The organism is Kribbella sp. CCNWLW201 (assembly GCF_037203805.1).
In the GTDB taxonomy this organism is placed as follows: Bacteria; Actinomycetota; Actinomycetes; order Propionibacteriales; family Kribbellaceae; genus Kribbella.
In genome coordinates this window covers 58,392-78,993 of sequence record NZ_JBBCBQ010000018.1, presented here as the reverse complement: position 1 = coordinate 78,993, position 20,602 = coordinate 58,392, and the positions used below count along the sequence as shown (strand labels likewise).

At 67.4% G+C, this 20,602-nt stretch carries 19 protein-coding genes, 2 tRNA genes and 1 riboswitch; of the genes, 8 read left to right on the top strand and 13 right to left on the bottom strand.

Annotated elements, in window-relative coordinates:
• From V9K99_RS41530 to V9K99_RS41505, 6 genes are all read right to left on the bottom strand, one after another.
• Positions 1–699 carry a hemerythrin domain-containing protein gene (locus V9K99_RS41530; RefSeq protein ID WP_337011287.1) on the bottom strand — a complete coding sequence of 233 codons (699 nt, stop codon included), beginning with the start codon at positions 697–699 and terminating at the stop codon, positions 1–3.
• Positions 700–801: 102 nt separating this feature from the next.
• Positions 802–877, bottom strand: a tRNA-Glu gene (locus tag V9K99_RS41525).
• A 78-nt stretch (positions 878–955) separates the two neighbouring features.
• Positions 956–1,027 (bottom strand) — tRNA-Gln (locus V9K99_RS41520).
• Positions 1,028–1,144: 117 nt separating this feature from the next.
• Entirely contained in the window at positions 1,145–2,056 is a 912-nt protein-coding gene (locus tag V9K99_RS41515) for a CPBP family intramembrane glutamic endopeptidase (RefSeq protein ID WP_337011289.1), read from the bottom strand.
• Complete coding sequence (gltX, locus tag V9K99_RS41510; protein WP_337011291.1) at positions 2,057–3,592, bottom strand: glutamate--tRNA ligase; 1,536 nt, start codon at positions 3,590–3,592, stop codon at positions 2,057–2,059. It lies immediately after the preceding gene.
• Positions 3,585–4,373: a fumarylacetoacetate hydrolase family protein gene (locus tag V9K99_RS41505; protein ID WP_337011293.1), complete on the bottom strand. Its 789-nt coding sequence runs from the start codon at positions 4,371–4,373 to the stop codon at positions 3,585–3,587. The genes gltX and V9K99_RS41505 overlap by 8 nt, the downstream gene beginning before the upstream one ends.
• Before the next feature lie 205 nt (positions 4,374–4,578).
• Between V9K99_RS41505 and V9K99_RS41500 the strand changes: the two genes are divergently transcribed.
• Both V9K99_RS41500 and V9K99_RS41495 read left to right on the top strand, forming a co-directional pair.
• Positions 4,579–5,061, top strand: coding sequence for a GNAT family N-acetyltransferase (locus V9K99_RS41500; protein WP_337011295.1), 483 nt, complete (start codon positions 4,579–4,581; stop codon positions 5,059–5,061).
• On the top strand, positions 5,058–5,909 hold the full coding sequence (locus V9K99_RS41495; RefSeq protein ID WP_337011297.1) for a 3-methyladenine DNA glycosylase: 852 nt from the start codon (positions 5,058–5,060) through the stop codon (positions 5,907–5,909). Before V9K99_RS41500 ends, V9K99_RS41495 begins: the two co-directional genes overlap by 4 nt.
• On the opposite strand, the gene V9K99_RS41490 is transcribed toward V9K99_RS41495, so the two are convergent.
• Positions 5,871–6,707, bottom strand: coding sequence for a hypothetical protein (locus tag V9K99_RS41490; RefSeq protein WP_337011299.1), 837 nt, complete (start codon positions 6,705–6,707; stop codon positions 5,871–5,873). The genes V9K99_RS41495 and V9K99_RS41490 overlap by 39 nt on opposite strands.
• A gap of 108 nt (positions 6,708–6,815) precedes the next feature.
• Here V9K99_RS41490 and V9K99_RS41485 point away from each other — a divergent pair, with 108 nt between their 5' ends.
• A complete protein-coding gene (locus V9K99_RS41485) occupies positions 6,816–7,313 on the top strand; it encodes a MarR family winged helix-turn-helix transcriptional regulator (protein ID WP_337011301.1) in 498 nt (165 codons plus the stop codon).
• 196 nt (positions 7,314–7,509) lie between these two features.
• Here V9K99_RS41485 and V9K99_RS41480 read toward each other — a convergent pair whose 3' ends face one another.
• Genes V9K99_RS41480 through V9K99_RS41470 form a run of 3 tightly spaced genes read right to left on the bottom strand, consistent with a single transcriptional unit; the run spans position 7,510 to position 9,369 of the window.
• Positions 7,510–7,809, bottom strand: coding sequence for a class I SAM-dependent methyltransferase (locus V9K99_RS41480; protein WP_337011303.1), 300 nt, complete (start codon positions 7,807–7,809; stop codon positions 7,510–7,512).
• Positions 7,802–8,629 carry a class I SAM-dependent methyltransferase gene (locus tag V9K99_RS41475; RefSeq protein ID WP_337011304.1) on the bottom strand — a complete coding sequence of 276 codons (828 nt, stop codon included), beginning with the start codon at positions 8,627–8,629 and terminating at the stop codon, positions 7,802–7,804. Before V9K99_RS41475 ends, V9K99_RS41480 begins: the two co-directional genes overlap by 8 nt.
• Entirely contained in the window at positions 8,629–9,369 is a 741-nt protein-coding gene (locus V9K99_RS41470) for a helix-turn-helix transcriptional regulator (RefSeq protein WP_337011305.1), read from the bottom strand. The genes V9K99_RS41475 and V9K99_RS41470 overlap by 1 nt, the downstream gene beginning before the upstream one ends.
• Positions 9,370–9,474: 105 nt before the next feature.
• Between V9K99_RS41470 and V9K99_RS41465 the strand changes: the two genes are divergently transcribed.
• From V9K99_RS41465 to V9K99_RS41445, 5 genes are all read left to right on the top strand, one after another.
• Complete coding sequence (locus V9K99_RS41465) at positions 9,475–10,749, top strand: Fic family protein (protein WP_337011306.1); 1,275 nt, start codon at positions 9,475–9,477, stop codon at positions 10,747–10,749.
• An 80-nt stretch (positions 10,750–10,829) separates the two neighbouring features.
• On the top strand, positions 10,830–11,411 hold the full coding sequence (locus V9K99_RS41460; RefSeq protein ID WP_337011307.1) for a DinB family protein: 582 nt from the start codon (positions 10,830–10,832) through the stop codon (positions 11,409–11,411).
• 60 nt (positions 11,412–11,471) lie between these two features.
• Positions 11,472–11,624: riboswitch (cobalamin riboswitch) on the top strand.
• A 142-nt stretch (positions 11,625–11,766) separates the two neighbouring features.
• Positions 11,767–14,562, top strand: coding sequence for a ribonucleoside-diphosphate reductase subunit alpha (locus V9K99_RS41455; protein WP_442914773.1), 2,796 nt, complete (start codon positions 11,767–11,769; stop codon positions 14,560–14,562).
• On the top strand, positions 14,559–15,611 hold the full coding sequence (locus V9K99_RS41450; RefSeq protein WP_337011311.1) for a ribonucleotide-diphosphate reductase subunit beta: 1,053 nt from the start codon (positions 14,559–14,561) through the stop codon (positions 15,609–15,611). The genes V9K99_RS41455 and V9K99_RS41450 overlap by 4 nt, the downstream gene beginning before the upstream one ends.
• 125 nt (positions 15,612–15,736) lie before the next feature.
• The gene (locus V9K99_RS41445) at positions 15,737–17,167 is read left to right on the top strand and encodes an outer membrane protein assembly factor BamB family protein (protein WP_337011313.1); all 1,431 of its coding nucleotides are present in this window, start codon (positions 15,737–15,739) and stop codon (positions 17,165–17,167) included.
• Positions 17,168–17,190: 23 nt separating this feature from the next.
• Here the strand turns inward: V9K99_RS41445 and V9K99_RS41440 are convergent, their stop codons facing one another.
• The 3 genes from V9K99_RS41440 to cimA all read right to left on the bottom strand — a co-directional run bounded on the left by V9K99_RS41440 (position 17,191) and on the right by cimA (position 20,375).
• Positions 17,191–18,366: an alginate lyase family protein gene (locus V9K99_RS41440; RefSeq protein ID WP_337011315.1), complete on the bottom strand. Its 1,176-nt coding sequence runs from the start codon at positions 18,364–18,366 to the stop codon at positions 17,191–17,193.
• A gap of 183 nt (positions 18,367–18,549) precedes the next feature.
• Entirely contained in the window at positions 18,550–18,789 is a 240-nt protein-coding gene (locus V9K99_RS41435; protein WP_337011317.1) for a hypothetical protein, read from the bottom strand.
• On the bottom strand, positions 18,786–20,375 hold the full coding sequence (gene cimA, locus V9K99_RS41430) for a citramalate synthase (protein ID WP_337011319.1): 1,590 nt from the start codon (positions 20,373–20,375) through the stop codon (positions 18,786–18,788). Before cimA ends, V9K99_RS41435 begins: the two co-directional genes overlap by 4 nt.
• Between the last annotated feature and the right edge of the window lie 227 nt (positions 20,376–20,602).

The window sequence follows — 20,602 nt, the reverse complement described above, 5'->3', positions numbered from 1 at the left end:
TCACGCGTAGCGGAAAGCCACGCGCTCACGGCGCTCGAACGGCCGTCGCCAGAAGACCCGCCAGACCAGTTCCATCGGCCGTCCGGCCATCGAGTCGCGCACTCGGCCGAAGTGTTCGGCCGGCAGCTCGTGCAGGCCCCAGGACGCGACGAACGGGATGTCCCGCGGGCCATAAGCGGGCTTGAAGTGCTCCTTCTCGAGCCGATGCCAGTCGGCATCGACCAGGTAGCGCTGCACCAGGGCCATGGCGTCGCGCTCCTCGTGGGCCAGATGCCGCACCAGGTGCTCGCCGAGGGCGACCACCCGGACCTCCAGGGCATCACGCGCGTCGGCATCGTTGTACGACGCCAGCCGCTCGAACCCCGCCGTACAGGACGCAAGCAGCGGGTCGATCTCGGTGTGCTCGCTCTCCATCGCCTCCAGCGTGGCCTGGCCGGCGGCATCCGCCTTCGCCATCAGGAGCGGCCACAGGCCGGCGTCCTCACCGGTGTGGTGCTTGTGCAGGATCTCGACGAACTTGCCCCAGCGGGCGGCGAGTGCGCGCCAGGTGGTCCGGTCCTCCGGCGGCGTAGCGGCCACGGCGGCCTTGAAGACGGTGAGGTCACGGCGGAACCCGTGGTGCATCACGTACATGGCAGTCAGGTCCACAGGCCCCGGCGGTGCCGCCGCCTGCCCCGGCAACATCAACTGATCGGTCATGTACCTACCGTGCCGCGGCCCACTTGGAAAACGCTTGGGGCCGGCTTGGGGTCGTACCCCAAGCAGAACGGCCCCCCATCGTGGATGGGAGGCCGTTTTCTCTGGTAGCCCCGACGGGATTCGAACCCGCGCTACCGCCTTGAGAGGGCGGCGTGCTAGGCCGCTACACAACGGGGCCAGAGGGTTGTCGACCGGTCCTTGCGGGCCGGGCAACGAGGTTGAACTCTACCGATTTCCATCGGTGCGGTCCAATCCGCTGGGGTACTAGGACTCGAACCTAGACTAACTGAACCAGAATCAGACGGGCTGCCAATTACCCCATACCCCAAAGGCATTTCACTGCCGTTGTGAGTTCGTCTCCGCCCTCACAACCTGGCTCGAAGAGAGTACCCGAGCAAGGGCCCGGACACCAAAACGGGGTCCCCCTGGCGAGTTGTCACTCCCGTCACACCAGCCTCTTGCCAGGCGCCGGAGCAGGCGTCAGCGGCAGGTCGCAAACGGTCGCCAGCTTCGTCCGCCGCGCCAGCCACAACGCCACCAGACCGAACGCCACGAACTTCACGATGTCGACGGCCACCAACGACCACGGAGCGTCGTCGGCGCCCAGGCTGGCGCCCACGCTGTCGGTCAGCGCCGCGAACACGAACGTCACCACGTTGTTCGCCGCATGCGCCGCGATCGACGCCTCCAGCCCACCGGTCCGTACGACGAGGAACCCGGCCACCAACCCGAACGCGAACCGGTCCAGGAACAACGCCGGGCTCTCCCACGGCCAGATCCCGTGCGCCATCGTGAACAGCACGGTGGTGACGACCACCGCCACCACCGAGCTCCGCACCAGCGCACCGACCGCCTGCAGCAGATATCCGCGGAAGAAGTACTCCTCGCCCGCTGCCTGGAACGTCGACGTGAGCAGCGTGACAGCGATCACTCCGGCAGCATCCGGTGCGATCCCGCCGTTCCCGTCGCCCAGCAGCTCGACCCCGCCGAGCTGGATGACACCGAGCATCACAAGCTCGAGCAGTACGGCGGCCACGGCGAACAACCCCAGCGACCGCCACCGCAGCCGGCCGATCACCGAGGACAACAGCCCCGGTGTCTGCCGGTTGAGCTTCTGCGCGACCAGCATGCTCAGCGGGATCAGCACGATCAGCGACAGGTTCGTCGCCAGCAGCCCGAACCAGGAGACGGTCCCCTCGGGGTCGGTCCGGATCCCCCGCTGGACGGTCAGGATCACCAGACTGGCGAAGATCCAGCCGGCGAAGATCGTGAACGCCCCGAGGATCACGTACCCGTTCGGAGTCTCGGAGTTCCGCAGCAGCCGGTCGTACGGCTGAGCTTCAACCGCGTTCGGCATCTAGTCCGCCAGTAGTGACGCGCGAGCCTGCTCGAGCCGGTGCAGCGACTTCTCGCGGCCCAGCAGCTCCAGCGACTCGAACAGCGGCGGCGAGATCCGGCGTCCGGAGATCGCCACCCGGACCGGGCCGAACGCGTTCTTCGGCTTCAGGCCGAGTCCTTCGATGAGCGACGTACGCAAGGCCGCCTCGATCGCCTCGGTGGTCCATTCGGCGTCGGAAAGCGCCTTGACCGACGCCTCCAGAACGGCACCCGCGTCGCCGGTCAGCACCTTGCCGGCGGCATCCGGGTCGAGCGTGAACGCGTCCTCGTCGACGAACAGGAAGCCGAGCATGTCGACCGACTCCGACAGGGTGTTCATCCGCTCCTGCACCAGCGGTACGGCGGCCCGCAGGACGGCGAACTGGTCGTCCGACGGCTCGGCCGGCAGCACCCCTTCCTTGGCCAGGAACGGGATCATCCGCTGGGCGAACACCTCCGGGTCCAGCAGCCGCATGTGCGCGGCGTTGATCGCCTCGCACTTCTTCGGGTCGAACCGGGCCGCGTTCGCGTTCACCTTGCGGATGTCGAAGGCCTCGATCATCTCGGCCATGGTGAAGACGTCGCGGTCGTCGGCGATCGACCAGCCGAGCAGGGCCAGGTAGTTCAGCAGGCCCTCGGGCAGGAAGCCGCGCTCCATGTATTCACCGAGGCTGGAGCTCGGATCCCGCTTGGACAGCTTCTTGTTGCCCTCGCCCATCACGAACGGCAGGTGCCCGAACCGCGGCGTCCGGCCGCTGCCCACGCCGATCTCGGCCAGCGCCTCGTAGAGCGCGATCTGCCGCGGCGTCGACGGGAGCAGGTCCTCGCCGCGCAGTACGTGGGTGATCTCCATCAGCGCGTCGTCGACCGGGTTCACCAGCGGGTACAGCGGGTGACCGTTCGCCCGGACCAGGACGTAGTCGCCCAGGTTCTCCGGCAGGAAGGTGATCTCGCCACGGACCAGGTCGTCGAAGACGATCGGCCGGTCGGGCATCCGCAGCCGGACCACGGGCCGGCGGCCTTCCTCGACGTACGCCTTGACCTGCTCGTCGGTCAGGACGCGGCAGTGGCCGTCGTACCCGCTGTGCTGCCCGGCCGAACGAGCCTTCTCGCGGCGCTGGTCGAGCTCCTCCTGCGAGCAGTAGCAGTGGTAGGCCTTGCCCGCGGCGAGCAGCTTCGCCACCACGTCGGCGTAGATGTCCATCCGCTCGGACTGCAGGTAGGGGCCGCGGTCGCCTCCGGCCTCGGGGCCTTCGTCCCAGTCGATTCCCAGCCAGCGCAGCGACTCGAGGGTGAACTGCAGACCCTCGGGCGTGTTCCGGGCAGTGTCGGTGTCCTCGATCCGCAGCACCAGCTTGCCGCCGAAGTGCCGGGCGAACGCCCACGCGAACAGCGCCGTACGGATGTTTCCGACGTGCAGGAGGCCGGTCGGGGACGGGGCGAACCGCAGCCGCACCTGGTTCGGTTCCAAGCCTCCGAGGACGTCGTCGCCGGTCGGGGCAGGCTTGTCAGTCACGCACGATCACCTTGTTCGTCAGAGTTCCGATTCCTTCGATGCTGACCGAGACCTCGTCGCCGGGCAGCATCGGGCCGACACCCGCGGGGGTACCGGTGAGCACCACGTCGCCGGGCAGCAGCGTGGTGAAGGAGGTGATGTAGGCCAGCACCTCCGGGATGCCGAAGATGAACTGCGAGGTCCGCCCGTCCTGCTTCGGCTCGCCGTTCACCTCGGTGGTCACGCGCAGGTCGGACACGTCGAGCTCGGTGCTGATCCACGGGCCGAGCGGGCAGAACGTGTCGTACCCCTTGGCCCGGGCCCACTGCCCGTCGGTCTTCTGCAGGTCGCGCGCGGTCACGTCGTTGGCCACCGTGTAGCCGAAGATCACCTCGTTGACCCGCTCCTTGGGCAGGTCGCGGCAGATCCGGCCGATCACGATCGCCAGCTCGCCCTCGAAGTGCAGGTTGTTGGTCTGCTCCGGATAGACGATGCCGTCGCGCGGGCCGATCACACTCGTGTTCGGCTTGAGGAAGATCATCGGCTCCTTCGGCACCTCGTTGCCGAGCTCGGCGGCGTGCGCGGCGTAGTTCCGGCCGACACAGACCACCTTGCTGCGCGGGATCACCGGCGCGAGCAGCCGGACGTCGGCCAGTTGCACCTTCTCCCCGGTGAACTGGACCGGCCGGTAGAGCGGGTCCGAGTCGAGCACGGAGACGGTACCGACGAGCCCTTCGGGGTCGTCGGTCTCGACGACGCCGTACTTCGGCTCGTCGTCCACGGAGAATCTGGCGATACGCACGGCCCGAGCCTACCGTCGGGGCCAGGGGGCGTCTCCTGGTCCCCTGCCGTAGCGAGAGGTGCTCGGTGCGGTGCATCGGCGTGCTGGAGTGAAGGCCTCGATGCTTTCCATCGTGGCCTTTGCTCCAGTGCGGCGAGGTGCCGTGCCGAGTGCCCCGCAGTAGGCGGGGGGCCAGGAGACGCCCCCTCAATGAGACAGTTATCCGGTGACTAGTCAGATCCGGCTGGCCGTTCCGGGCGAGTACGACGCCGTCGGCGAGCTGACTGTGGAGGCGTACGCACACGACGGTTTCGTCAAGGGCGACTACGCGATGACGCTGCGTGCGGCCGCCGACCGGGCCGCCAAGGCGGAGCTGTGGGTCGCGGCGGACGAGGACGGGCTGCTCGGCACCGTCACCTTCTGCCCACCGGGCTCTGTCTACCGGGAGATCGGGCTGGACGACGAGGGCGAGTTCCGGATGCTCGGCGTCGCGGGGCGGGCTCGCGGACTGGGCATCGGCACAGCTCTGACCGAGCGCTGCGTCGAACGGTCCCGGGAGCTGGGCCTCCGCCGCCTGGTGATGAGCAGCGCGGTCTACATGACCTCGGCGCACCGCATCTACGACCGCCTCGGCTTCGTCCGCATTCCCGAGCGCGACTGGTCCCCGATCCCCGGTGTCGATCTCCACGCCTTCTCCCTGGACCTGTGACTGTCGCTCTGAGCCCCGCCGAATGGACGTCATTGGCTGACGCCCATCGAGTGCGTGTCGACGGGCTGGTCGCCGATCACGTGGACCGCCGGAAGCGTCGCGAGGCACACCCGGTCGAGGACTTCCTCTTCACCTACTACCCCACCCGCCCCAACCAGCTCCGCATCTGGCACCCCGGACCCGGCATCCGTCTGCTTGAAGCTGTCGAGTACGACGGACGCCGCGGCTACACGTACGTCGACGGGGCGGCATTCGTGGATCCGGCCGAGGTGTCTCGCCGGCGCGACAGCATTCAGTGGATCGGGCGGTTGCTGGCCGCGACCGCGGATCGTCAGCCACAGTTCGGCTGTTTCGGGTTGCACGAATGGGCGATGGTCTACCGGACGTCCGACGTACGGCATGAGAAGTGGCCGCTGCGACTAGGTGCCGAGGGCACCGATTCGGTGGTGGAGTCGCACAAGATCGCGTGCTCGCACTTCGATGCCTTCCGCTTCTTCACCACCCCGGCGCGTGGGTTGAATGTCCTGCAACCCACGCGTGAATCCCAGCCTGCGCTGGAACAAGGCGGCTGCCTGCACGCCAACATGGACCTCTACAAGTGGGCCTGCAAGCTGATGCCGTTCACGCCGAGCTCGCTTGTACTGGACTGCTTCGAGCTCGCCCGCGACATCCGGACGTTGGACATGCGTGCCTCGCCGTACGACCTGTCCGCCCTCGGCTACTCCCCCGTGCCGATCGAAACGCCAGCCGGCAAAGCCGAGTACGCCGCCGCCCAACGCTCCTTCGCCACCCGCGCCCGCCCACTCCGGCTACAACTCGTGGCGCTGTGCGACGAACTGCTGGGCTAGGGTCATCGTATGGGGAAGATCGTCGCGATCGCGCTCGGCGCGCTGCTCACTGTGTCCGGGGCGATCTTCACGTTCCAGGGGCTCGGGTACCTCGAGGGCAGCTCGATGACCGGCAGCAGCTTCTGGGCCATCGTCGGCCCGATCATCGCCGCGGCCGGAGTCTCGATCCTGTACGTCGCCTTCCGCGGACCCCAACAACGCCGCTAGTAACAGCAGTGCGAACATCACCAGCAGCAGGATCCAGCGGGGATCATTGAGCATCAGGTCGTCGAAGGCCTGCCTGCGCTCGGCCGGCGTCAGCGGCTGGGTGGAGTGATCGGAGTCGGCCCAGCCCAGGCGGGCAGGGACGAAGGCGAGATAGGTCCAGACCCGCATCGCGAAGTAGAGGGCGGCAGCGGCCACGATCAGGATCCGGCGCCGGCCGGGACGCCATCCGACGTACAGGATCAGCGGGATGACGAGGATCTCGAGGATGCTGTTGACGGCGATGTAGTACGGGATCGACGGCAGGAACATCTGCTCCAGCGCCTCACCGGTGAGCGACGTACTGTTCAACGCGCCCTTGAGCAGCAGGATCGCCATCAGCCCGCCGCACCCCGCGAACGCGAACCCGGCCGCGCCGATCGCGATCAGTGCATCCTCGGCCCATCGATAGCGAATCCGGTACGCAACCAGGCCGACGAGGAGGCCCCAGGTCGCGCCGAGCAGGACGGCGATCGGCCACGGCAGGAACTCGCCGAGGTTGAACAGTCCGGTGACCACGGCACTGAACGGCACCACCAGGAAGTACGGCTTCATGACACTGACTCCTCTCGATTGATCGGAGTCAAGCATTTCGCTGCTTCAAGCAGCTACTGCTTGGAGCAATTACCAGGGATGGTTCAGGGGAACCCGTAGGTTTGGTCCATGGCCAGCACGCGTGACGAACTCCTGGACGCCCTGATCCAGGAGATGCCGTGGTACATCTCGGCGGCGACGCGCTTCCAGATCGCTGTCGCCGACCAGCTCGGCATGCCGTTGACCGACGTGCACGCGATCGGTGCTCTGCTGGAGATCGGGCCCGCGGGGGTACGGCGGCTGGCCGATCTGATGGGGATGACCACGGGCGCCGTCACCCGCCTGGTCGACCGGCTCGAGCGGGCCGGCTACGTCCGGCGCGAACCCGACCCCGCTGACCGCCGCCGCGTCGTCGTCCAGGTCATTCCCGAGCGCGTCGCCGACATCGGCCGGTACTACGAACCGATCGGCGAACGCTGGCACCAGCAGATCTCGGAGTACTCCGACACCCAGCTGAGGTTTCTCCTCGACTTCCTCCGCCAAGGCCGCGAACACGCCCAGACAGAAACGACAACCCTACGAACCCAAGGCCGCGCGCACGCCACCCGCCGCCGAGCCGCTGAGTGATTCAGGCCGGCGTCCGCAGGACCGCCCACTGGTAGTGCATCGGGCTGTCGCCGTCGCGCCAGGACAGCCACTGTTCGACGGCTCCGTGGCGCGCGAGAGCTTCCTGCATCGCGTCGTCAGTGCGGATGCTGAAGAAGCGGCCCGGGCCGAAGCCGGAATCGTCCTGCCAGACTCGTTCGCCACCGACCTCGTCGCCTCACAGGCCGATCCCCAACGGAGCGCCCGGCCGCAGCACCCGAACGATCTCCGCGAGTGCGTCGTCGAGATCCTCGTCCGCGATGTGCAGCAACGTGCTCATCGTCCAGCCCGCCTCGAACGTCCTGTCCTCGAACGGCAACTCCAGCACCGAGGCGGCCCGCGCATCCAACTTGCGCAGGTACGACGTACGCGTCCGGACCCGGTCGTCGGACAGCCCTCGCCCCTGACGATCCCGAATCTCGTTGCTGTAGTAGCTGATCAGATCGCTCTCGCGCTGCGCCCGCCCGTTGTCATTCATCTTTCGTGGCCTTCAGTGCGAAGAGGAGCGGGATGCGTGGGAACTCATCAGGGAGGCGCCACCAGCCTTCCGGGGTTTGCTGCATGGTAGGCCAGCGCGGCCACTGCAGGACTTCGGACTCGCGCAGGGTGGTGATGCTGAGACCGGCGGCTGCGAGCGTGGTGACCAGTTCGCCGAGACCGTGCCGCCATTCGTAGCTGCGTTGGCGGCCGGGCACCTCGTCACCGGTGTACGTCGTGGTCGAGTCGTGGGCGATCGGCCCGCGACCTTCCAGGTAGTCGGTGCGGATGGTCAGATCGTCTGATTCACCGGGAAGCGAGACCGGGCGGAGTGCGTTGAGGAGCGGGTGGAACTCGACGATGTACAGCGCACCGCCGGGTTTGAGGAGTTCGCGGACCACCTCTGCCCAGTGCTGCAGATCGGGTAGATAGCAGAGCGCGCCCTTGCCCGTGTACACGACGTCGAACTGACGACCCGGCAGCGCGTCCACCGCGTCGTACACATTGGCGTGCACGTACTCGATTTCCAGGCCGGCGTCGGCCGCGATCCGCCGAGCCTCCTCGAGCGACCGCGCGGACAGATCCAGACCGATCGCCCGCGCCCCTCGTCGGGCGAACGCGATGGTCTCCGTCCCCAGATGACACTGCAGATGCAGTACGTCGCGCCCCTCGAGCGGACCGAGATCCTCCCACTCGTAGTCCGCGAACCAGTACTCCGCGGGCCGACTGTAGAACCCGCTCGCCGCATGCAACGGCGCCCGAGCATCCCAATCCGCCTCGTTGGCCGCCACCATCCGCAGGGCATCCGCATCCAGCGTCATCAGCACAGCCTGTCAACCTCCGGGGTCACTGTGGTCAGCCGCGCGAAGCGAGCGCCGGCCTGAAAGCGGGAGGCCGCATCGAGTGCCGTGCAGAGCGCGGAGACCTCGGCCCGGATGGTGCGCAAGGAGAGGCCGAGGCTGCGGGCGATCACCTCGTCCTTGAGGCCGTCGGAGAGCAGGTTGCCGATTGCGTACTGGCGGCGAGTCAAGGCGGGAGCAGGGGACGCCGAGGTGACCGGTAGCGCGGCGAGCCAGGCGGATTCGAGGAAGCTCCGCATCGGCCGGACCAATGCGACGTCGCGGATGTGGACAGCACGAACCTCGCCGCCACTGTCGTCACTGGGGATCACGACCAAAGCCGCGTCCTCGTCGGCGACGGTCACCCCGGCGGCGACCGATGGCAGCGTGCGAATCCGACGGCCGACGCCGACCCGATCCGCCGCCCAGCGCCGGTGGACGGCACTGGAGAACACAGCCGCCGGGTAGATCTCCCGGCAGCTCGCTGGACCGACCTGGTCGTTGAGCTCGGTCAGCGGCGGCAGCGCAGTACAGAGCGACACCAGCTGGTCCTGTGCGCCGCTCCGCAGCGCTCGCTGGCACGCGCCGATAGCGGCCGACTCGGTCAGCAATCGGATCCGCTCGCGGTCGCGCAACCCCTCAACCATCTCGCGCAACTCGCCGACCAGACCCTCGATCGCGAGAGAACCAGATCCCGATGCGACTTCAGCGAACTGTCCCATGGCGACCAGCCTGCTCGGCCCCGCCCGCACCCAACAGGGACAAACCGGTACTGGAGCCTTATTCAAGGTTGTGGGGTAACCTTGAACAAGGAAGGGGCGTTGGTCATGGCTCGTGTGGAGTTGCATCGGTGGCCCGGGCACCCGGATGGGTTCACCCGGGCGGAGCGGTTGGGCGGGTCGTACGAGTTGTACTTCCCGGACCCGCTGGTCGGGCGGGTGTTCGACCTGAGTGATGAAGTGCTGGCCGCACTGGAGGACGCGGCCGGCGATCTCGGCCGGCTTGATGCGACTGCCGCCGTGCTGACGAACAGTGAGGCGCTGGCGCGACTGCTGCTGCGGGCCGAGGCGGTGGGGTCGTCGCAGATCGAGGGGCTGGTCGTCGGCGCGCGGCGACTGTTGAAGGCGGAGGTGCTGCGGGAGGGGCAGCGTGATGTGACCGCCGAGGAGGTGCTCGGCGCGGTCGACGCGATGACCTGGGTGACCGAGTCCGTGCGGGCCGGTGACAAGCTCGAGGTCGAGCACCTGCTCGAAGCTCATCGCCGGCTGATGGCGCATTCGCCCAGCCCGGAATTCGGCGGCGAGATCCGGTACCTGCAGAACTGGATCGGTGGCCGCTCCCCCGCCGAGGCGTACTACGTCCCGCCGCCGGCCCAGCTGATCCCCGAACTGCTGGCCGACCTGATGACATTCGTCCGCGAGTCTCGCCTGCCGGTGCTGGCGAAGACCGCGATCGCGCACGCCCAGTTCGAGACGATCCACCCCTTTGCCGACGGCAACGGACGGACCGGGCGGGCACTGATCCACCTGATCCTGCGCGCGGAAGGTTTGGTCGAGCGGACCGTCCCGCCGGTGTCGCTGTCCCTCGCGACGCACGCGACGCAGTACGTCGAGGCGCTCACCGCCTTCCGGCACATCGGCAAGCCGACCGGCCCACGCGCCCGGACGGCGGCCAACCAGTGGCTGCTCATGTTCGCCGCCGCGTGCAGTCACGCGACCGCGGAGGCGGCGCGATTCGAGCGAACCGCGGCCGACCTCAAGACCGCCTGGCGTGAGCGCGCCGCACCGATCCGGGCCGGCTCGGCCGTGGAGCTGCTGATCGATACGCTCCCGGCCGCGCCTGTGCTCACCCTGGCCGGCGCAGCGCGGCTGATCGACCGATCGCAACAGGCCGCCAACCAGGCACTCGCCAGGTTGGTCGAGGCTCGCATCCTGCGCGAGGTCACCGACGGTCGGCGGAACCGCGTCTACGAGGCGCCCGAATTGATCGACGCCTTCACCCTGCTCGAACGGCGCTTCGCCAGCCCGGCGGCCGATACCAGGATCGAACCGCCTACCAGACCAGTGCCGTCGAGGCCAGAACCAACACACCGTGCACATTGACTTTCTCCTCCCGTCAGGCAAGAATTCGAACACATGTTCGATCCTGCTGCAAATCTCGACGGGGAGCGTGAGGAAACGTGATGCCGGAGCCGTTCGACTGGGACATCCTGCACCGCCCATCGGCGATGGCGATGGTCCGCGGCCAGCTCGGCTTCAGCTGGATGGTGTTGTCCGGCCGGCTCGCCGAGCTGACCGACGAGCAGTACTTCTGGCAGCCGAGCAGCGAGGCGCTGACCGTCGTACGGCGCCACTACGCCGGCCGGTTCCGATCACTCGGCTCCGGGGAGTGGGTCGCCCAATGGCCTGATGAGCCCGACCACCGCGGGCCGCGGACGATCGCGTGGTTGATCGCCCACCTGACCGAGCAGTTCTTCGAACGCTGGGAGTGGACGTTCGGCGGGAGCCGGCAAGGGCGCGCCGACATCACCTTGCACGGCAACGCCCGGGACGCGGTCGCCTGGCTGACGCACTGGGTGGATGCGTGGCAGGACTCGATCGCCGCACTGGACGAGGAACAGGTGATGACCGTCGGCCTCAGCCAGGCGACCGAGCTCGACGCCGGCGAGCCGTTCGGTCACGTCGTGCTGCGCCTCAACCGCGAGCTCATCCACCACGGCTCGGAGATCATGACGCTCCAGGATCTCTATGCGGCAGCAGCGTGAGGACCACAACATGTGCGACACGCGGCGTGGCGCTACCACTAGATCTAGGTGTGGCGGCCTAGCATCGCTACTGCTGGTGGTTCGGAGCGGCCGGCTGACTTGGTGGGCCGTTCCGAGGCAACAGGGGAATCCGGTGCGACTCCGGAGCTGCCCCGCAACGGTGAGCGGAAGCCTTCCGCGAGTCCGGATACCTGCCACCGGCGCGTGCACCGCCGGTGCACGCGGTCCGAGACCTCGAGGGCGGGTCGCAGGGCGTGACAGGAGTAATCCCGGCCGGTGCTGCCTGTCCCGTCATGCTCCCCACCCGCGAGTGTCCGCGATCCTCCGAACTCGTGTGGAAAGAGCATCTGTGACCATCGCTTCGTCATCCCGATCGGTGGCGGCCATCGAGGCCGCCCAACCGATCCAGTTGACCGTCGTCCGCCGCGACGGCAGCAGTACCGCATTCGACCAGGCCAAGATCTCGGTCGCCATGACCAAGGCGTTCCTCGCCGTCGAGGGAGCCGAGGCCGGCAGCACGCACCGGGTCCGCGACCTGGTGACCGACCTGACCGGCCGGGTCGTCGACGCCCTGACCAGCCGCGGTGACGCCCGTCGCAGCGTCCAGGTCGAGGACATCCAGGACCAGGTCGAGCTGGCGCTGATGCGCACCGGTGAGCACCAGGTTGCCCGCGCGTACGTCCTGTACCGGGAAGAGCGCACCAAGGCCCGCACGCCCGCCGACCCGGCCGGCGTCACCGAGAAGCCGGCGATCAGCGTCCGCGCCGCCGACGGCAGCACCTCACCGCTGGACGTCGACCGGCTGCGCGTGATCGTCGCGGAGGCGGCCGACGGCCTCGACTCTGTCGACCCCGACCTGATCCTCGACGAGACCCTCGGCTCCTGCTACGACGGCATCGCGCAGCACGAGGTGGAGCTCGCGCTGGTGATGGCCGCCCGGTCCTACGTCGAGACCGAGCCGCAGTACAGCTTCGCCGCGTCCCGCCTGCTGCTGGACCAGATCCGCCGCGAGGCGCTCGGTCGCGTCCATGGTGGGCCGCGTCAGGCGAGCCAGGCCGATATGACCACGGCGTACCCGGCGTACTTCCCGGAGTACATCCGGACCGGGATCGAGGCGGGTCAGCTCGACCCGGAGCTGGCCGCGTTCGACCTGACCAGGCTCGCCGCAGCGATCCGGCCCGAGCGGGATCTCGACTTCGCGTTCCTCGGCCTGCAGACCCTGTACGACCGCTATCTGTTGCACATCGACAAGGTCCGGTACGAGCTGCCGCAGGTGTTCTTCCTCCGGGTCGCGATGGGGATGGCGCTGCGCGAGGACGACCGGGAGGCACGGGCGATCCAGTTCTACGAGCTGCTCAGCTCGTTCCGGTTCATGTCGTCGACGCCGACGCTGTTCAACGCCGGGACGACCCGGCCGCAGTTGTCGTCGTGCTTCCTGACCACCGTCGAGGACGACCTGGCCGGCATCTTCACCAAGATCCGCAACAACGCCCTGCTCGCCAAGTACTCCGGCGGTCTCGGCAACGACTGGACCCCGGTCCGCGGCATCGGCGCGAAGATCCGCGGCACCAACGGTGAGTCGCAGGGCGTCGTACCGTTCCTGAAGATCGCCAACGACACCGCGGTCGCGGTCAACCAGGGAGGTAAGCGCAAGGGCGCGGTCTGTGCCTACCTGGAGACCTGGCACATCGATATCGAGGAGTTCCTCGACCTCCGCAAGAACACCGGCGACGAGCGGCGCCGGACTCACGACATGAACACGGCGAACTGGGTTCCCGACCTGTTCATGCAGCGGGTCGAGGCGGACGGCCAGTGGACCCTCTTCTCCCCCGACGAGGTTCCCGACCTCCACGACCTGTACGGCGCCGCGTTCGCCACGGCCTACCGCGGTTATGAGGAAGCCGCCGACCGGGGTGAGATCAAGGTGTTCCGGCGGGTCCGGGCGGTCGAGCTGTGGCGGCGGATGCTGACTGTGCTGTTCGAGACCGGGCACCCCTGGATCACCTTCAAGGACGCCTGCAACCTGCGGTCGCCGCAGCAGCACGACGGCGTGGTCCACTCGTCGAACCTGTGCACCGAGATCACTCTCAACACCACGGTCGACGAAACGGCCGTCTGCAACCTCGGTTCGGTCAACCTGGTCGCGCATCTGACCGAAGACGGTCTCGACGCCGAATTGCTTCGCGACACCGTGAAGACGGCGGTGCGGATGCTCGACAACGTCATCGACGTGAACTTCTACACCACCCCGGAGTCCGAGCGCGCGAACCAGCGGCACCGCCCGGTCGGTCTCGGCCTGATGGGGTTCGCGGACGCGCTGTTCACGCTGCGGATCCCCTACTCCTCCGACGCGGCCGTCGCCTTCGCCGACAGCTCGATGGAGCAGATCAGTTACCACGCGATCGAGGCGTCCAGCGATCTCGCCGCCGAGCGCGGCAGCTACTCGACGTACGACGGTTCGCTGTGGAGCCAGGGCATCCTGCCGATCGACTCGATCGCGTTGCTCCGAGCGGCCCGGGACGGCGACGTGATCGTTGACGAGAGCAAGCAACTCGATTGGGACGCGCTGCGTGCCAAGATCCGCCGGGACGGGATGCGCAACTCCAACGTGATGGCGATCGCGCCAACCGCGACGATCTCCAACATCTGCGGGGTGAGTCAGTCGATCGAGCCGACGTACAGCAACCTGTTCGTGAAGTCGAACATGTCCGGCGAGTTCACCGTGGCGAACCCGTACCTGGTCGCCGATCTCAAGGCGCGCGGGTTGTGGGACCAGGTGATGGTGTCGGATCTGAAGTATCACGACGGCATCCTGGCTGGGATCGAGCGGATCCCGGCCGACCTGCGCGAGTTGTATGCGACCGCGTTCGAGATCGATCCGCAGTGGCTGGTGAAGGCGGCGTCGCGGCGGCAGAAGTGGATCGACCAGGCGCAGTCGCTGAACCTCTACATGTCCGCACCGTCGGGCCGGGCGCTGGACGAGCTCTACCGGTCGGCATGGCGCCATGGCCTCAAGACGACTTATTACCTACGTTCCCAGTCAGCGACCCACGTGGAGAAGTCCACGCTGCAGGGCACGGATGGGCGGCTGAACGCCGTACCCGTCGCGGTATGTGCCATCGATGACCCGGAATGCGAGGCGTGCCAGTGACCACCGGATTGGGCGAGATCTCCGTTGGCGCCGAGCGGGTGCACGTCGCGGACAAGGCGATGATCAATGCGCGGGCCGACGTCAATCAACTGCTGCCGTTGAAGTACCGCTGGGCCTGGGAGAAGTACCTTGCCGGGTGCAACAACCACTGGATGCCGACCGAGGTGTCCATGCAGGCCGACATCGCGCTCTGGAAGTCGCGGGACGGCCTGACCGACGACGAGCGGTTGATGCTGAAGCGGAACCTCGGCTTCTTCGCCACCGCGGAGTCGCTGGTCGCGAACAACATCGTCCTCGCCGTCTACCGGCAGCTGACCAACCCCGAGTGCCGGCAGTACCTGCTCCGCCAGGCGTTCGAGGAGGCCGTGCACACGCACACCTTCCAGTACATCTGTACGTCGCTCGGCCTCGACGAAGGCGAGTTGTTCAACATGTACCGAGAAGTGCCGTCGATCTCGGACAAGGACGCCTGGGCGCTGAAGTACACCCAGCACCTGGAGGACCCGGACTTCCGCACCGGGACGCCGGAGGCCGACACCGCGTTCCTGCGTGACCTGATCGCGTTCTATGTGGTGTTCGAGGGGATGTGGTTCTACACCGGGTTCGCGCAGATCCTGTCGCTCGGCCGGCGGAACAAGATGGTCGGGATCGCCGAGCAGTACCAGTACATCCTGCGCGACGAGTCGATCCACCTGAACTTCGGCATCGACTGCATCAACCAGATCAAGCAGGAGAACCCGCGCCTGTGGACACCCGCGTTCCAGGCCGAGGTGCGGCAGATGCTGACCGAGGCGTGTGAGCTCGAGGTGGCCTATGGGCGCGCGACGATGCCGAACGGCATGCTCGGGCTGACCGCGGAATTGTGCGAGCAGTACATGCATTTCATCACCGATCGCCGGGCGGAGCAGATCGGCCTGGCCCCGATCTTCGGCGAGACCCGGAACCCGTTCGGGTGGATGTCGGAGGTGATGGACCTGAAGAAGGAGAAGAACTTCTTCGAGACCCGCGTGATCGAGTACCAGTCGTCGAGCGGTCTCAGCTGGGACTGAGGTTCCCGCGGCCGGCGAACCGTGCTCCTGGCCTGACGGTCCAGTGCCGTCGGGCCGGGAACGGCCGCGGGCCTGCTCGTTTGACATGCTTGCGGTCCCATCACCGCCCCACAGCGAGGATCTGAATGCCTGACGTCGAGTCCAGCCTGGCCGAAGACATCGCCAAGGGCAGACAGCAGCGAGCACGCCGGCGAACCATCGCGGCGTTCGTCGTCCTCGCCGTTGCCGTTGTCGCCGGCACACTGACCGTCGTCCTCGATTGGGGATGGATGGCGTGGATCGCCGCGCTGGTGATCGCGGCCGTCGCGCTCACCGTTGTGTCACGACAGCTCAGCATCGAACGGCGGATCGGCGCGGCGGTTGCCGCTGTCGCGGTGATTGCCACCGGAGTACTCGTGGTCCGGATCCCGCCGATCGCGCCACCCGGATGGACGGTCGACGAAGACGTGAACCTGGTCGCGGCCCACGACGGCATCGCGGTCACGCTGAACCGCCGCACCCATGCGTTGCGAGGCCGGGCGACCACTGATGGTCGCGAGGTGTGGACGAGCGGTTTCTTCAGTTCAGGCGTCGCCGAGTGGAAGCAGCTGGGAGGGGATTCCCTGCTCCTCGTCGACGATGACTCCAAGGCGGCAGTCATCTCGATCGCCGACGGCAAGACCAAGTGGCAGCAGGACATCCCAGACCAACAGCCCTTCACCGCGAACGACGACGTGGTCGTGTTCAGCAGCGACGCTACGACGACAGGGCTGGATCTGCGGACCGGTCAGAAGCTCTGGACACACCCTGGTGGAGCGACCGCGGGGTCGGGCGGTCAGAGCGGCTACAACCCGAGGCGCTGGGCGCCGCACTCCGACTGGATCGCCGTCGACGGCGGGCCGAACACGTCGGATCGGCCGGTAGCGGTTCTGGACGCACGCACTGGCCGGGTGGCGGCCACAGTCCACCCCAAGAGCAACGACTTCGCCATCGCGGGAAAGACCTTCATCGAGTTCGGGTACGACGAGGCACGCCGCGCAGCCAAGGGAACCGCGCTTGCCGGCGGCCGATCCTGGGTGAGCCCGTTCGTCAGGGGCAGCGTCACCGAGGTGCTGGACGTCCTCGACGGTCAAGCGCGGGTGCTCTACGGCAACAAAGCCGTCTGCATCAATCCCGAGACCGGCGCCCTTCGAGACGTGAAGTTCAAGGACGGCTGGTCTGTGAACTGGTTCGACGGCCAAGTCAGCGGCCGCTATGTCGTGGTCGAGAAACGCGACTATGAGAGCAAGCTCGACGCAGAGGCCGTGGCCGACACCGTCACCGGCGAACTGGTGAACCTGGACGGGCGCGGCCGCCCGGTCGATCTGCAGATCGAGCAACTGTCCGACGATACGGCGGTCGCACAAACCTCTGTCGCCGACGCGGTGGGTGCCGAGAGCAGTCGCTACACGCTGATCGTCAACGGCGCCGCCCAGGGTCAGGTCGCCACCGCGACGGCCGGGGGCCGCGGTTCCTTCGAGACCGCCGGCCAACTCATCCAGTCGGGCAGACGAATCGTGGCGCTCCGGAAGAACTAGTGTCCGCGGTCCCCGACAGCGGATCAGCGGGGATTGTTGGCGTGGGTGAGGGTTTCCCAGGCGAAGAAGTAGTTGGCACCGGCGGGACGCTTGGCCTCGGTGTAGCGCAGTGTCGTCGGCATCGGCTGGCCCAGGCGGTTGTGGTAGTGGTTGTAGACGATTTCGGTCACCGCGCCGAGGCCCAACTTCACGGTGCCACCGCAGAGGTCCGGCGGCGTCGGCGCACCGTTCTCCAGGCGGGTGTGGAAGTAGTAGGCGTCGGTCAGCCGCTTGTTCACCTCGCCGTACAGATTGACGCCTTGGTGCCAGGCCGTTTCGGCGACGTGGGTGGCGGCGGTCAGGCCCCAGCCGGTGTGGCCGAAGTCGCGGCAGGTCTCCTGCGCGAGCCCGTTGGAGAAGGTGGACTGGCCCTGCCAGTAGTCGACGATCTCCTCGGGGGTGTCCATCGGGCAGGTCGATGGTGCCTTCGGCAACGGTCCGTCGGTCTTCTCGTAGATGTACCCCGGCACCCGGCCGCGCCAGATCGCGATCGCCTTGTCGAACGCTGGCCGGTCGTCCAGGAAGACGGCGATACCGATCGCCGCGTCCATCATGATCAGCTCCCAGTTGCCGTTCTTGCAGCCTGCACCGTTGCGGATCTCGGGCAGGTAGATATCGCGCAGCATCCGCTCGAAGCGTCCACGCTGCGCCCACTTCCCGTCGTACGTCCACTTGATCAGCTCGCCGGCCCGGGAGAAGGATGCACCGGACCAGCCGGTCTGCAGCGGGGCGTTCGAGTTCGTGTGATCCTGCAGCACCGCGGACCAGGCGTCCATGATCTCGATCGCCTTCTGGGCGTTGCGCGGGTCGCGGTCGATGTACCAGAGGAGTGCGTGGGTGTAGGCCGCGAGGGCGTCGTTGCGCTCGTCGGAGCAGCCGTTGTTCGGGATGGAGTTCGAGCCGCACTCGACGATCGCGCGCGGTTTCGGCGTGTAGGACAAGGCGGCGTACGTGCTCGCCTTCATGGCGTCGTACGCCGCTTTCTGCGGTTGAGCGCCCGCCTTGACCTGCTGGCGGGCGAAGTCCAGTTGCGCTTTGTCGACCAGTACGCCGGGATGGCTGAACGCGGCCGGCGTCGGCGGTGGGGGCGCGGCAGTGCCGGTACCGGCCGGCACCAGCATCGCCGCGATGAGAACGCTGGCGAGGAGTGAGCGGAGCATGGCGGCCTCCTGTGCGTGGGCGGGCACAGGAAGTTCTACCGAACTCCGACCTATTAAACCTTCCTGACCAAACCCATTTGGCCAGCAGGGCAAGGCCATCCGCCGTAAAACCGGTTTCCCGACACCACTCCAGCAGGAGCCAACCAGGACCAATATGCCGGGAAGGTTGCGTTACCGGCCGGCTCAGCTGATGGCGGCTACCTCGAGTACGCCGACGATTTTCTCGAGGCGGGCGGAGACTCGGCCGGCGTCGAAGCCGTCGCCTTCGACGACGATGCGCAGGCGTCCCTCGTCGAGGGAGAGGCTGAGCTCGCGGACGTCGTACGGGTTCAGCAGTACGGCGATGCGTGCGATCAGGCCGTCGGTCTCGACGACCTGCGCGGTGAGGACGGTGACGGTTCGCTGGACAGCGAGGACGCTCATCGGACGACCTCCTTGTGTCGGAGCAGGCCGTAGGTGAAGCCGTCGACTAGGGCTTCCCAGGACGCCTCGACGATGTTCGCGCCGACTCCGACGGTCACCCACGATCCTTCGCCGTCCGCGGTCTCGATCAGGACTCTGATCACCGCGTCGGTGCCATGGCCCTGGTCGAGGATGCGGACCTTGTAGTCGACCAGCTCGAACTTGTTCACCACCGGGTACGCGCGCTCGATCGCGGTCCGCAGCGCGTGGTCGAGGGCGTTCACCGGCCCGTTGCCTTCACCGGTGACGATCTCCCGCTCGCCGGCCGCGACCAGCTTCACCGTCGACTCCGACACCGCCTCGCCGTCGGCGCGCGACTCAGTGATCACCCGCCACGACTCGACGTCGAAGAAGCTGGCCCGCTGCCCGGTGACCTCCTCGGTGAGGAGCAGCTCGAAGGACGCGTCGGCGGCCTCGAACGTGTAGCCGCGGGCCTCCATCTCCTTGACCCGGTCGGTCACCCGGCTGACCAGTTCGCGGTCGTTGCCGAGGTCGAAGCCGAGTTCGCGGCCCTTCAGCTCGATACTGGCCCGGCCGGCCATCTCGGAGACGAGCATCCGCATGTCGTTGCCGACCCGGGCGGGATCCGTGTGCTGGTAGAGGTCGGGATCCACCTTGATGGCACTGGCGTGCAGCCCCGCCTTGTGGGCGAAGGCGGACACACCGACGTACGGCTGCCGGGTCGACGGCGGCACGTTCGTCACTTCGGCGATCGCGTGGGCGATCCGGAACGACTCGGCCAGCTTGCCGGCCGGGAGCAGTTCCATCTCCCGCTTGAGTTCGAGGTTGGCGACGATCGCGAGCAGGTCCGCGTTGCCGGTCCGTTCGCCGTACCCGTTGATGGTGCCCTGGACGTGCGTGACGCCGGCCTCGACGGCGGCGATCGTGTTCGCCACCGCGCAGCCGGCGTCGTTGTGACAGTGGATGCCGAGCCGGGCGCCGGTCGATTCGAGGACGTCGCGGACGATGTCCTGCAACTCCCGCGGCAGCGTCCCACCGTTGGTGTCGCACAAGGCGACTACGTCGGCGCCGGCCTCGGCGGCGACCCTTACTACCTCGAGGGCGTAGTCGCGGTTGGCGCGGTAGCCGTCGAAGAAGTGCTCGGTGTCGAGGAAGACCCGCTGGCCGTGCTCGCGCAGGTGGCGGACCGTGTCGGCGACCATCCGGAGGTTCTCGTCGAGCGTCGTACGCAGGGCGCGTTCGACATGGGCATCGTGGCTCTTGGCAACGAGTGTGACCACGGAGGCGCCGGAGTCCCGCAGCGCGGCGACCTGCGGGTCGTCGGCCGCCGCGGACTCGGGCTTGCGGGTCGCGCCGAACGCGGCGAACGTCGCGTTGCGCAGGTGCAGCTCGGTCCGGGCCCGCTCGAAGAACTCGGTGTCCTTCGGCACCGCGCCCGGCCAGCCACCCTCGATGAAGCCGACCCCCAGGTCGTCCAGGTGCTGCGCGATGGCGATCTTGTCGGCGACGGACAGCGCCAGCCCCTCCTGCTGCGCGCCGTCGCGCAGAGTCGTGTCATAGACGTGGAACTCGTCCGAGATGCTCATGATCGGCCTTCCGAGGGGCTGGCGGTGTGCAATCTGGGGCAAACAAAAAACCTCCCGCAAGGTGCGAGAGGTCTGCGCGCTCAGGTACTGCCGGCTGAGCGCGCCTAGAGAATAATGACCCGGTAGTTCTTCATGACATTTCGCAGTCTGCCACAACCTGTCCGACGGGTGGCGAGATTGTCTCGAATCACGAACATTCAGTACTGCGGAGTACCGCAGAGTTCAGG

Bases quoted from the DNA above. Each gene is read 5' to 3' on its own strand.
- V9K99_RS41460 (WP_337011307.1), top strand. From the start codon at position 10,830: ATGCCGGAGCCGTTCGACTGGGACATCCTGCACCGCCCATCGGCGATG.
- V9K99_RS41465 (WP_337011306.1), top strand. From the start codon at position 9,475: ATGGCTCGTGTGGAGTTGCATCGGTGGCCCGGGCACCCGGATGGGTTC.
- V9K99_RS41475 (WP_337011304.1), bottom strand. From the start codon at position 8,629: ATGACGCTGGATGCGGATGCCCTGCGGATGGTGGCGGCCAACGAGGCG.
- V9K99_RS41440 (WP_337011315.1), bottom strand. From the start codon at position 18,366: ATGCTCCGCTCACTCCTCGCCAGCGTTCTCATCGCGGCGATGCTGGTG.
- V9K99_RS41435 (WP_337011317.1), bottom strand. From the start codon at position 18,789: ATGAGCGTCCTCGCTGTCCAGCGAACCGTCACCGTCCTCACCGCGCAG.
- V9K99_RS41515 (WP_337011289.1), bottom strand. From the start codon at position 2,056: ATGCCGAACGCGGTTGAAGCTCAGCCGTACGACCGGCTGCTGCGGAAC.
- V9K99_RS41480 (WP_337011303.1), bottom strand. From the start codon at position 7,809: ATGAATGACAACGGGCGGGCGCAGCGCGAGAGCGATCTGATCAGCTAC.
- V9K99_RS41530 (WP_337011287.1), bottom strand. From the start codon at position 699: ATGACCGATCAGTTGATGTTGCCGGGGCAGGCGGCGGCACCGCCGGGG.
- V9K99_RS41445 (WP_337011313.1), top strand. From the start codon at position 15,737: ATGCCTGACGTCGAGTCCAGCCTGGCCGAAGACATCGCCAAGGGCAGA.
- V9K99_RS41490 (WP_337011299.1), bottom strand. From the start codon at position 6,707: ATGAAGCCGTACTTCCTGGTGGTGCCGTTCAGTGCCGTGGTCACCGGA.
- V9K99_RS41470 (WP_337011305.1), bottom strand. From the start codon at position 9,369: ATGGGACAGTTCGCTGAAGTCGCATCGGGATCTGGTTCTCTCGCGATC.
- V9K99_RS41485 (WP_337011301.1), top strand. From the start codon at position 6,816: ATGGCCAGCACGCGTGACGAACTCCTGGACGCCCTGATCCAGGAGATG.
- cimA (WP_337011319.1), bottom strand. From the start codon at position 20,375: ATGAGCATCTCGGACGAGTTCCACGTCTATGACACGACTCTGCGCGAC.